Annotated in this window: 13 protein-coding genes and 1 tRNA gene; 6 read left to right on the forward strand and 8 right to left on the reverse strand. The window is 60.4% G+C overall.

Annotated features, from left to right (window positions below; all coding sequences use genetic code 11):
- Positions 1-613 precede the first annotated feature (613 nt).
- Positions 614-1018: a helix-turn-helix transcriptional regulator gene (locus tag AC3A6B_RS12390; protein WP_487837009.1), complete on the forward strand. Its 405-nt coding sequence runs from the start codon at positions 614-616 to the stop codon at positions 1016-1018.
- Between the two features lie 142 nt (positions 1019-1160).
- Here AC3A6B_RS12390 and AC3A6B_RS12395 read toward each other — a convergent pair.
- Positions 1161-1235 (reverse strand) — tRNA-Arg (locus AC3A6B_RS12395).
- A gap of 291 nt (positions 1236-1526) precedes the next feature.
- Here AC3A6B_RS12395 and AC3A6B_RS12400 point away from each other — a divergent pair.
- Positions 1527-1835 (forward strand): autotransporter outer membrane beta-barrel domain-containing protein, encoded by a 309-nt coding sequence (locus AC3A6B_RS12400; protein ID WP_487837010.1) that lies wholly within the window; start codon positions 1527-1529, stop codon positions 1833-1835.
- Between the two features lie 375 nt (positions 1836-2210).
- Complete coding sequence (locus AC3A6B_RS12405; RefSeq protein WP_487837011.1) at positions 2211-2738, forward strand: DUF488 domain-containing protein; 528 nt, start codon at positions 2211-2213, stop codon at positions 2736-2738.
- On the opposite strand, the gene AC3A6B_RS12410 is transcribed toward AC3A6B_RS12405, so the two are convergent.
- The gene (locus AC3A6B_RS12410; RefSeq protein WP_487837012.1) at positions 2695-3576 is read right to left on the reverse strand and encodes a hypothetical protein; all 882 of its coding nucleotides are present in this window, start codon (positions 3574-3576) and stop codon (positions 2695-2697) included. The two genes, AC3A6B_RS12405 and AC3A6B_RS12410, sit on opposite strands and share 44 nt — an antisense overlap.
- A 79-nt stretch (positions 3577-3655) precedes the next feature.
- Here AC3A6B_RS12410 and AC3A6B_RS12415 point away from each other — a divergent pair, with 79 nt between their 5' ends.
- Entirely contained in the window at positions 3656-3997 is a 342-nt protein-coding gene (locus AC3A6B_RS12415; protein WP_487837013.1) for a hypothetical protein, read from the forward strand.
- A 201-nt stretch (positions 3998-4198) separates the two neighbouring features.
- On the forward strand, positions 4199-4927 hold the full coding sequence (locus AC3A6B_RS12420) for a hypothetical protein (protein ID WP_487837014.1): 729 nt from the start codon (positions 4199-4201) through the stop codon (positions 4925-4927).
- 6 nt (positions 4928-4933) lie between these two features.
- Here the strand turns inward: AC3A6B_RS12420 and AC3A6B_RS12425 are convergent, their stop codons facing one another.
- From AC3A6B_RS12425 to AC3A6B_RS12450, 6 genes are all read right to left on the reverse strand, one after another.
- Positions 4934-5302, reverse strand: coding sequence for a hypothetical protein (locus tag AC3A6B_RS12425; protein ID WP_487837015.1), 369 nt, complete (start codon positions 5300-5302; stop codon positions 4934-4936).
- A 128-nt stretch (positions 5303-5430) separates the two neighbouring features.
- Positions 5431-5883 carry a Rho GTPase-activating protein gene (locus tag AC3A6B_RS12430; RefSeq protein ID WP_487837016.1) on the reverse strand — a complete coding sequence of 151 codons (453 nt, stop codon included), beginning with the start codon at positions 5881-5883 and terminating at the stop codon, positions 5431-5433.
- Between the two features lie 198 nt (positions 5884-6081).
- Positions 6082-6216, reverse strand: coding sequence for a hypothetical protein (locus tag AC3A6B_RS12435; protein ID WP_487837017.1), 135 nt, complete (start codon positions 6214-6216; stop codon positions 6082-6084).
- Positions 6217-6231: 15 nt separating this feature from the next.
- Positions 6232-7128, reverse strand: coding sequence for a Rha family transcriptional regulator (locus AC3A6B_RS12440; protein WP_487837018.1), 897 nt, complete (start codon positions 7126-7128; stop codon positions 6232-6234).
- A gap of 227 nt (positions 7129-7355) precedes the next feature.
- Positions 7356-7934, reverse strand: coding sequence for a ribonuclease H family protein (locus AC3A6B_RS12445; RefSeq protein ID WP_487837019.1), 579 nt, complete (start codon positions 7932-7934; stop codon positions 7356-7358).
- Positions 7935-9018: 1084 nt separating this feature from the next.
- On the reverse strand, positions 9019-10578 hold the full coding sequence (locus tag AC3A6B_RS12450; RefSeq protein ID WP_487837020.1) for an ATP-dependent nuclease: 1560 nt from the start codon (positions 10576-10578) through the stop codon (positions 9019-9021).
- Positions 10579-11146: 568 nt separating this feature from the next.
- Here AC3A6B_RS12450 and AC3A6B_RS12455 point away from each other — a divergent pair.
- Positions 11147-11560, forward strand: coding sequence for a hypothetical protein (locus tag AC3A6B_RS12455; protein WP_487837021.1), 414 nt, complete (start codon positions 11147-11149; stop codon positions 11558-11560).
- Positions 11561-11598: the final 38 nt, after the last annotated feature.

Consider the following 11598-nt stretch of genomic DNA (forward strand, 5'->3'; position numbering starts at 1 on the left):
CTACGTCAGCCCGATAGAGTTCGAGAAAGCTCAAAAAGCTTAGGCCGGTGTCCACGAAACCGGCAGCAGCCCAGTCCATCAGGTTCATGAATTCCGCTGACAAATGCGCTGAAGGACATCAGGGACTCTGGGTGTCATGGATCACCTACGCCTGCTATCGCCAATGCTGCTCGACGAGCACCTGCTGGACCTTGAGCAGCCTGGCTGGATCTACGAGATTAAGTTCGACGGTTGACGCCTACTGGCGCAGTTCGGGGACGGCGAGGACAGCGTCTACGTGCCCGGCGTGCGGACCACCCACTGGGTGAAGGTGAAACGGAGAAATGCCATCCCGGCGCAGCGCTCCAGCGCGGACCGAAGAGCAAGGACATCTCGCGGCGTCGATCGCAATCAGGCTTCGGCGTGAAGATCGCTTACCACCCTTGGAAGCGGTCGACCTGGTGGGGCCGAATCGTTCGACAATGGAGGCGCCTCGAACTTCCTGCACGTGCGCTTAGCCGACGGTGAGATAGCGGGCGTGCGTGGGCCGGCGTATTCGACGACCGCTGTGCTGCGCGACTATTGAAGAGCGCACGCAATAGGATCGTCGCTACATTCTTGAAATCAAAGCCCGATGGACTTGCAAGCCAACGACCTTGCTCTCGAAATTGAGCGGACCGAACTCCTGCGCCGCCACACGCAAGAGCGCCTGAAGCAGCTGAATGAGCTCATAGAAATGCTTCGCGACCACGCCGGGCGCATCAACCGAACACGCGATGTCGAAAGGGCTCGAATGCAGAAATTGGCCGTAGCAGAGTCATCCCCCCGGGATGCCTCAAATCGGTCAATGATGAGTGCCAATCACATCTTGCGCCGCAACGACCTCCGGCCCGCCACCGGGCTGTCGCCTTCCACGATCTACAAGATGATTGCCCTCGGCGAGTTCCCCCCGCCAGTGAAGCTCGGGCTCAAGGCCGTGGGCTGGCTCAAGAGCGACGTCGACGTCTGGCTGGCAGGACGCCGGGCGCTAGCCCCCTGAAAGGTCCGAACCCGGCCAATTGCCACCGAGATCAGGACCGCCTGCAGCTGGTGGAGGGACTGGACGCTCCAAGATTGCCAAGACACCTACCAGCCCTGATCGACAAAGTCCGGACGGTGGTGGACCGTTTCGGACTTGAATTTGGTCCCGCCGCCAGGAATCGAACCTGGATCTCAGCCTTCGGAGGGCCGAATTCTATCCGTTGAAATACAGCGAGATGGGGCTCCGGCCAGCGACCGAAGCCCGTCATTATCGCTCAACAGGCAGCGGCCCGCAGGGTGCCCGGGCGCGAGCCATAGCTGGAACAAGCTGAGACCAGCCGCCAGTCCTGTTTGCCGGCTTCGAGGACACTCTGCACGCCGACTACGTCCCCAGAACCTCGCAGCTGTTCGGCGAAAAGGCCAGCGCATGCGCTGGAGCCCTTCCCGCCCTGGCCTACATGCGCCTGCAAACGACGCCAATACGCCGAGCGCGGCGGCTTGCGCGGCAGTTCGGCCAGGGAGGCAGCATGGACACGATGTTCTACAACCTAGGCCTGCGGACCAGCACGCAACTCGGCGAAGCATCCAGCCGCGCGGCATGCTCGGCTGGCGCCATTGCCTTCGGTGACAACACGCCGACCGACAGCACCCAGGCATTCGCGGGCCGCCTGATTTTCACGGTGGTACGCGGCCGCTGGAAGTACGCTGCGGTGCTCGAAGCGGGCGTCGAGACGCTGCTGCGGCCGAACCTCACGCTCAGCGCGTCCTACTCGGGGCAGTTCGGCGACGGGCTCGAGGACCATGGGTTCAAGGCCAGCTTGAACTGGAAGTTCTGACGGCTCTGAACGCTACTTGATTGACTCGGAGCACCATGGGGCGCACGAACCGGTCTGGTTCCGGAGGTGGCGTTCACCGGACGCCGGACGGACGTATCCGGCATCCGTCATTCAAGGGGCTGCGGACGGACAAGCCAGCGAAAGCGATCGTGCGAGAGAAGCCGGTGCCGCCGCGTGGCGTCAATGCGGAATACAGGCATCGGTGCCCGTGACTTAGAAGAACAAACAAGATCAGCCAGAACGTGTCCTATCGCGGTGTTGCGCACGTGCAGACTGGGAGCCTTAGTGGCGCTTGACGGCGGCGGCGCTGGGGCGCGCCGTTACTTCGTCGCCACGATGGCGACTGACGCAACTAGCATGTGACGGAGTGACTGAGTGGCCCAGGCCACCGAAGTGCTGGCCGGTAAACTCCCCTCCATGGTTTCAGCGCATCATCTGTTCACGTTCGGCTACGAGGGGCTCGACATCGCCGCGTTCATTTCTCGTGCGCAGAGAGCCGGGGTAAAGACCATCGTTGACGTGCGTGAGTTGCCTCTTTCGCGGAAGAAAGGCTTCTCAAAATCGAGGTTCCGTGAAGCACTTGCGGAGGCAGGAATCGCCTACGCGCATCTGCCGGCGCTGGGGTGCCCCAAGGAAGTTCGCGATCGCTACAAGGCGGATGGCGACTGGGCTGCGTACACGCAGGGGTTTCTTACCTACTTGGCGACGCAGCGAACCACCGTTGTGGAGCTTGTCAAAATTGCCAACGCCACAGTTGCCTGTTTGGTCTGTTTTGAAGCGGATTTCACGATGTGTCACCGGACCTACGTGGCTCGGGCCGTGCGTGAGCGCGGAGGCCCCCAGGTGTCGCACCTGACCTCTAAAACAGCATTTCCTGATGTTGGCCGTCAGGCTGCGGCCTAGGTGGGCAGATCACACTGACGGCGAGCCATTGGTCAGGAAATCGATGGATGGTCCCGAGAAGCAGCAGTAAATCGCGTGCTGGAAGCTCCTGTTCGTACTTGGCTCGAAACGGTTCTTCCCACCCTGTTGCGCCGAACTTTCTTCGCAAATTCCTGAACAACGCCCCTGCCTCCCAGTCGACGATCTTGTGCCGGTAGCTAAGCGTTTTTCCGTCGACATCGCACTCGTATCGATAGTGGAAGTCGAACGGCAATTTCTCAAGTAGGCGAATTTGTTTGCTCTCATCAACGTCGTCGAAGAGGCCACCTTGGCGCTGGAGTTGAAGGAGTTTTTCCTTTTCACCTTCGGTCCAATCGGTGTTCTTGGTAGGCGTGATGTCTAGCCCAATAATCCGAGATGGGCGCAGAAGCGCCAGGGTCGTGCCTTCCGCCTGCCTCGCCGCTTGGATTGCATCGAAGTCGTCGAATATCGGCAGGTGCGAGACCAGTTCCATTCGGCGCGGCCAGCCCTCTTTACCGGCTTTGAGCGGCTCAGGTTCGCACCGAATCGTGTCGACAAACAGCCTGTGACTTTCAGCACGATGATCAGCATGTGCTTTTTCGACTCTTGCCTCGATCCACTGCCACTTGCGAAATTGCTGGTCGTCAGCCACGAGCCTGAAAGGGACAGGGTACAGCCGAATCAAGCTACCGGCCTCGGTCATTCCTGCGACGCAAGACGTTTCTGCGTACTTGGAACTTGGCGAGGGGTAGGTCTTACAAAGGATGAGAATTCTTTGAAGGGTTGCCACCATCAAGACGGATCGTTCTTGTTGGCGCGAGCCTAGCAGCAGGTCCATGAACTTACAACGTGGCTATCCAGGGCAGTCGTCAAGGTAGTTCTAGTCACGGACTGCCTCCGCCGCTAGCATGGCGCGCATGATCCCCGAACTCCACATCTGCAAAATTGAGCCGAGCGTCTATGAAGCGCGACTTGCAGACGGCGGCCACGAAATTACGGAGCCGACGTTTCACGGCTCGATCGCGGAAGCCCTACGACATGTCGGCCAGGACGTTCCCAGAGAACTAGCGCACTTCGTCAACGTGCACTACAGCGGCGGCTCGATCGGCACCACCGCCCTCACGCGGCTTGCTTCCGAGCCGGAGGAAGTCGCCGGTCGTCTCGTTGCCCTGGCCGCGGCGCTTCATCAGTCAGAGGAAGAATTGGCTCACGCACGATTAACTAGCAAGTCGATCGATATCGCGAGGAAGATCGGTTAGCTGGCTGCTGCGTCCTTGCCATAGTGGAGCCTGCTATGGCAGTTCCCCAACTTGCTCGGTAGATTTGATGCCAGCGTGCCCGAGTTCGGTGCTGGCGCACGCCGCCGCTCGCGATCGAGTACGGGCAACAACGGCGCTGCAACCGTGTTGCATACTCCGCCGATGTCAAAAAGCGGACCGCCAATCGCACTGGAGAGCCTCTTGGCTTCTACCGTGGAGGCCCTCAAGGTAAGGGGGGATGCGCGCGCCATTGCGGCGCTGGTTGAGGGCGAATGCCAGCTCGTGTTGTGGGACACGGATTTCGGCGTCGATAGCTGGCGTCTTTTCGTAGGTCTGCCCGTTCGTCTGTTCTACGCGATGAATGACGATGAGCGGCAGGCCACTTCGGACGCTATTAGCGATACCGCCTCTGGCTTTTTTGCGACTCTGCCGAACGACGCGCTTGGGTCTGTTGTGATCAGCCCGATTGTGGTTCAGCCGGATGAGGGTTGGCGTGACGACGCGATCCGTTTCGTTCGCGGCGAAGGCGTCACCAATCAAGGCCGTGTTCGGAGCGACAACATCGCGGCGAAGCAGCACGCCGGCTTGTTGTTTCGCTCGCGCGCCGAAATCGCCCTCTTCGAGGCCTTGACCCGGGCGAGGCTTGCGGTTGCTCCGCTTCCTGTCTTTGTGCGGATCGGCAAGGCCTATAACCGGCTCGAACCGGATTTCATCGTGATCCACAAAGGCCTGACGTTTGTGGTTGAAGTAGATGGTGATACCTTCCACAGGGAACTACCTGCAGAAGCGGACAAGCGACTGGTGCCTCTTACAGTCGAAGGCGTCGAGGTTCGGCGCATTCGCGCAGAGGACTTGAATTCCAGCGCCGCGGCAGATGAAGCAGTGAAGACGCTCATCGACTTTATGGAGCGACGCAAGGCGGCCCGATAGGAGGCCCTAAAGCTCCTCGTTCGGCGCGAGCCGCTGCGGGCTGACATGCCTCTCGAAGACCCAATCACTGCCGCGCCGAATACCAGTCACGCTCCGCGTGTCCTGATCGGCGTAGTTCATGTCGCGGCAGCCGTAGGAGGCGCTGTATTCGATGATGTAGTGGACGAACACTTGGTCGTCAATGACCTCGACATCCTCAATGGTCACATCATCGACCATTGCTCTGTCATCTTCGAGATCTAGGTCAAGGGCGAGCAACAGGTCGCCCGACAACTCCCCGAACTCGTCAGCAATCAATCCCCCGAAGTAGCCCGGCAGGTCGATCTCGTCGTCCTCGTCTTCCGGTTGGGGGATGGGAATCAGAATCTCGACCATGGCGCATTCCTTTGTTGGTGTCCGCTATTTTCGCCCGCGGCACTTCGGGCATCGCCCCAAAAACGCCTCGACAGGAATCAATTCGCCAGTCAGGCAGTCGATTGCGAGCTTGAAGGTCTGCGTCGCTGTCAGCATTTCAAATCGAAGAAGCGTTTGCGCGCCTTGTAGAGGTCCACGTCGGCGCCCGCCTTTGCCTCGCCCGCGGTGCTCCCTGCATCGGCCTCCAGCGCCGGAAGAAGGCGGTCGAGCCGGGCGCATTGCTGCTGATCGCTGCCCGGCAAGTTCACTCGGCGCCGCAGCACGTTCATCTCGTCGTGAGATCGGCCGTGCAGCGGGCGCGTCGCGTTGTCGAGCGACGTGGTGAACTCGTCGCGCTGGACCTCGCGGCCCTTGCGCGAGGCGCCACCCATCTTGTCCGCGCCCTGTGTCGGCGTCGCGTCGATGATCTTCGCGCCGACACACGGCGCGTCTGAGTAGGCGACCTTGCTGTCCGTCTCGCAGCGATAGACGCGCTGCTGGGCGGCAACCGAGGTCGAGGCCACTGCAGTGACGAGAAAAAGGCACGAGATCGTCAGCTTCATGCTGAGGATTGTGGCGGCAGGCACGCGACCGAGACGTAGCCGACCTGGGGAGGATTTCACGACTACGGGGACGTTTCGAGCGCCCGCGATTTGCTAGTGTCGCCCCGGCCGGCCGGGCCAATCGCAGATATCGCGGGGCACAGCGGCGGGTGGAGACCAAAAAGCCCGCACTGGGCGGGCTTGTCGGCGAATGGCGGATCACGCCATCAGGCGGAATACGATCATGCGCGTGGCCTCCGCGGCTGCGATTGCCGCGAACGCCATGAGCAGGGGCCGGGCGGCAAGAACACGCGCCACGGCTCCGCAGGCGGGCTTGCTGGGGCTGTCATTCATGGTGTGCTCCCTTCGTCAATCCGCGGCATGCTCGGCCACGGGGAACAGCGCGGCGAGGTCGATGCCGTAGACGCTACCCCACGCGTCCGCCGGCCACGCCTTGACGGTGCCGTAGCGCGGATCGTAGACAGACTCAGGCATCAGACCGTGGTCGTCGCACCACTTGCGCAGCAGGCGCCAGCCCTGCGGGCCAAAGCTCTTGCCGCTGGCGCGCTCGACGGCCAGGACGGTCGCGTGCGTCTGGCTGCGGCCGAGTTGGGCCTTGAGGCGATTGGCCTCGCGCACGGCGGTCGATGCGCGAGCCATGGCCGTAGCCTCGCGACGCGTGCCGATCTCCGCCTTCGTCCTGACCGCCTGGTCGCGCTCGATGTGCGCCTGTTGCCGGGCCTCAACGGCATCCGCCCACGCACGTGCTGCGGCCACCGGGTCGGCGAAGTTCGGCAGCGCCGGCCGGGCAGCGGCCTCTTCCAGTTCCTGCCAGCGGTCGATGATCTTTGCGCGCAATGCAATGCTGTAGCCGGACACGAGGATCAGCGTTTCCCGCTTGGGCAGGAACGCCACGCGCTGCGGCCGGTTGTAGCTGTCCGGGAGATCGCCCCAAAACTGGGGGGATGTGTCGCCGAGGTCGGCCAGCATGTTTTCGATATCGCGCATCACGTGGTCGTGGCGCTTGTCGGTCAGTTCCGCGATCTCGCGGCTGCTCATCGTCAGCGGCGCACCCACCGCACCATCCTTGACGGCCAGCGCGTTGAGCACGCCATCGTGTCCCGAAGAAGGAACGAGCACGATCTTGCGGCCGCGCCCATCATGGTCATTGGCCGCGTCGAAATTGCTGTCGTGCGCGCCCGTCGCGCTCGTGTTGGTGTCCGCCTGCTGCCCCCCGTCGAGGGGGGCGATCTGCGATGCTGCCATGTTGTTGCTCCGTTGCAGTTGCAATGCCGGCCGGAGCCGGCGCCATGTCAACGGCGCAACAAAAAAGCCCTCGGGTTTCCTGCCGCGCCGTGCTGCAACCACGGCTCCCATTCAAGGTAGCGGCAAGAAACCCGAGGGCTCTTGAAATCGTTCCGGTGTCAAGGTTGCAGCGATGACGGGCGAATCTTCTCGCCCCGCCCGACCCCGGCCGAGGCCATTTTTCCGAGTCAGAAGAGGCCGATCCAATCAATCTGGTGGGCCGGAATCGGGCGGCTGGTCGGCACGATGGTCATGGGTTCCGGGGCATCGTGCAGGGTCAGCGCACGCGGCGCCGGGCGATACCTGGCCGCGAGTGCCACGGGCCGCGCAAAGGCCGCACGATGCGCTTTCTCGGCCAGGAAGTCCGCGCGTTCATTCCCGACGTTCCCGGCATGCCCACGCACCCATTCGAGCGTCTGGCCGGGATTCTTCGCGGCCACCATGGCCTGCCAGAGATCGACATTCAACACCGGCTGCGCGACGCCTTTCTTGGGCTTGCGAGTCCATCCGCGCCGCGCCCATCCGGGTGCCCACTCATTCAGGCCTTGCACCACGTACTGGCTGTCGCTCAGGACGCGCGCCGGCCGGCAGTCGAGCCACTGCAGCGCCCGGAGAACACCCTGAATCTCCATCCGGTTGTTCGTGGTGTCGCGCTCCGCACCGGCGTCGTTGAACACCTCGCGCCCGTCCTCGTAGACAACGAAGGCCCAAGCGCCGGGGCCGGGGTTCGGGTTGCAACTGCCGTCGGTGTAGATCGTCATTTCCATTTTTTAATCCTGCTGATTATTTGGGCACTCGCCCCTTTACCTATGGAACGTCCTGTTGGTGTTTTCTGGAGAAGGACTGCCGGAGATTTGGAGGGAGGGAGTTGAAGGGAAAGACTCACCTAAACCGCCCATGAGGGAGGCTCAGTGAGCCCCGTCTGCCGTCGATCCATCGGTCGGTCGCATTCGGGGCCGGCAGCGAATCAGACGTGCCAGCTTGCAGGATTACGCGCTCTGCTGCGCCCCTTCTGCCGGTTCCTGCACACCGCCTTGCGGCGGCCACTCATTTCGGCTTGGCTTGGGAAGGTTCCCCCGTTGCCTCTCAACGCAGTTACGGCGGCCTTGCGAGCGGTCTACCTGCATCCAGCCAGCCGCAAGCGGCGCCGGAAACGAGAAAACCCGCAGGTTCATCGTTCCGGTGTTGAAGCACGGCCCGCCGAGGCGGTCTTGGAACGATGACCCTGCGGGTCTCGAAAAAGCTGTTTGTATTGCCGTGCTTCAACTTGGCAAGAGGAAGTCTCGGCGGCGCGCAAGACCCGCCATGGCGCGTTTTTCCCAAAAGTGAAAAACCTAGCGCTGGCGCGGCTTCCCGGCCGATTCGATCGGCAGGTTCACGGTTTCGGAGTCTCCCGAGAGAGGCAGGCGGCCCGGCATTGAGTGCGCCCGGTACACGTCACGGCACAGATCACGGTGCCGTCACGCGTGACGATCACGGGTCGTCACGCGGACATCCGTGAGCGATCTGGCCCGTCGGCGGGGTGCGACCACGATCCTCTCGTCCACGGCCGTTGAGGCACCACATCGCCGGCCAGGGTGCTCATGACGATCGATGGCGTGGCGCGCCTCTGACGTCTGACGACCTTGCGCGGTTCGGCGCGCGCATCGCCGAGATCGACACGAACCTGCGCGCCGGCGGCTCGACGCTGCGCATTGCGACCGGTGGGGGCCGACCAACCGTGTTGCGCGGCACATCGTTGAGATCGAATTCCCGCAGTTCTCGGCGGCCAGGACATCGCCACACACGGTCTCGGCGACGCTAGCCGCGCTGCTGCAGATCGATGGCTGCCTTCCGGATAAATGTGTCGGACTAATTCAATTTGGACGAAATAATAGCTCTAATTTCTTCGAAATGCTCTTCCCCTGTGGCATGCGCGGTCGCGGCCAGTCGAAGCATGCATTGATGCTTATCTAAGCCGATGTGCTTTGAGATCTCGAAGAACTCATTGTGTTTTCCTGCCTGCAAGCCATATTCCAATATGTCCTCGGCCTCCCCTTCTTCGGTTAGAGACAAGGCTACAACAGTTTGATTCAAAGAATCTTTGCACCTCTGGACGATCCAGCTCTCTGGCCAAGTATCCCCTGGCAGAAATCCGATGCGCGCCGCGAACCAGTCGGCGAAACCTTGGCCGGTGTTCTCCGCCATTTTCTTTGCATGAGAAAGAAGATCTTGAATATTGACCCTCTGATCTCCATCGAAAATGGCGATTGCCGGTCGATCTTCTCCTCGCACGTGAAGTGCGGCCAATTGACGTGCGATTGCGGCGGCCGATCCGATGACTTTTATTCTGATTCTCGATCGAACAACGGCAGGCAAGGCAACTTCGATTAGTGAGCGTGCGACTTCGTCTTCCACGAAAACATCCAACTCACCTGGTGTCGACGCGCCCATCTTTGAGAACGCAAACTCAGGCGAGACGCCCGCCGTCATTTTCGTTTTTTTCCCTACGGTTTCTACAAAATAGCGCGCATCGTCGGGGAGACACTCAAAAATCTCTCTGGAGTGCGTTGTGCAGATTACTTGGGCACCCGTTTCTCTACAAACTTCCTTTAGCTTAGTCATGAATTTCCGTTGAGCCTTGGCGTGAAGTCCAAGCTCGATCTCATCCATGACCAAAAGTGCATTCTGTCCGCAAGAATAAAGAGTCGAAAAGATCTCGAAAAGTGCGTTTTCACCGGCGCCCATATTGAACCCGGAATAGGTGATATCCCCGACTTTCACTAAGGGGAGGCTGTATTTTGCGTGCCCTAGATAGCGAAAATCGTCATATGATTTTCCGAGAATCGCGCCCACCGCGTCTCTTACTTTATTCTCCCATCCTTTGGGTGCAGTGTCTTCGAACGCCCGCGAATACGACCTCGATTGACTTCGCTCGCTATGAGGGACAATTCTTTCAATTCCCAAGAAAATTACGCACTTCGTTACACGGCTGTCGTAGTCATTCCATTTACCGCCTTTCTTCTTCTTCCGAACTTGGTACAAAATTCCTTTTCCGTCCGGACATTTTTCATTCTTCTTCCAACTGTTGTGAGCAATGTGGTAATGAATTTCAATGCCATCCGGGGAATTCTCTGTCTTGTGCTGGATAAAAAAATCGGAAAATGTATAGTAAGGGTGTTTTCTACGTGGCAGCTTGAAGGAGTTTTCCTTTGCATGGTATGCGCAGGCTGCCAAGGCAAGAATGGTCGACTTACCTGCCCCGTTAATTCCAGCAAATGCCGTAATTGGATAGTTGAATTTAATATCGAGCGCATTTACTCCGCGCAAGCTCCCTTGGCGCAATACAATTCGACGTAGTAGCGCTTTGCTCAAATCGTTGCCAAACCATTGACGCAATTCCTTGTCGAGTTGGCTTTCGCGATACTTCATGATTCGATGGCTACATTGTGTAACCTTCATCTTACTGTAGAGGCTGCCTGCGCGTTGCGAATGTGGGCCCTCCGTTGTCTAGCCCTGAGCACGGGCAGTTTGGTCGCTTCCGGTTGCTAGTGGCACCGGCCCCCTGACGGGCTTGATGAGCTTCATGTTGGTCAGACGCGCTTGCGAGCGGCCCCCTCGGCCGTGGCGCGGTTGCTGGCGCCCCGGTGGCTCTTGCGGAGGTTTTTCACCGCCGGCGCTTGAGCGAGCTTTGGAGGCACGAGGCGGAGGTGCGCGCAGGGCTAGCGCGCCTGTTTGACAGTACCCTGCGCCTATCGGATCGCACATCGTCAATAGCGTCTCGTCTGCGCGACAGATCTTGCCCTTCAGCGCAGGCAAGTCACGCTGCTCAGGACGGCGGAAGCGAGGTGGATGCCGTCGTTCGGCTTCTTGAGCGGCGGGCAGACACTTACCGGTTACCCGTCGCAGGCGGGATGCCGACGTGTGCGTGCGACTTCCACGAGTTCCGCATTGAGCCGGGCCTATAGTCGGCGAACCAGCAACAAAGAACGAGGACTGCATGCGCGAGAGCCTTGGCAACATGAGCGACACGGCAAAGTCGAGGATCGAGGACCATCGCCGACTGATCGATCGATATGAAGACCTGCTATCGAACGGCATCAAGGGCATCGCCGTGCTCAACAGCGCGGGCGTCGTCGCCATGCTCGGCTTCATTCAGGCACTGATCTCAAAGCCGAGCACCTATCTCGCGTTCAAGCCCTACGGCGTATCCGCCATCATCCTGTTCCTTCTCGGCGCGGTCGTCGCGTCGGCCGCATTCCTACCGCGACTCGGCGCAATCGTGGCGCAGGTCCACGACACCAACGGGGAATTGTTCTGGAACCGCTTCGCGTTCACGGCCCTCGGCATCAGCTTCGGGCTCTTTGTTGTCGCGGCAGGCGCAATCGTGGTCGGCCTCCTGCACGCTACTTGATGGCGGCCGTCTCGGAAACGCCCCGCTGGATGGACTCG

This window comes from Variovorax sp. Soil_C_33 (assembly GCF_057656935.1).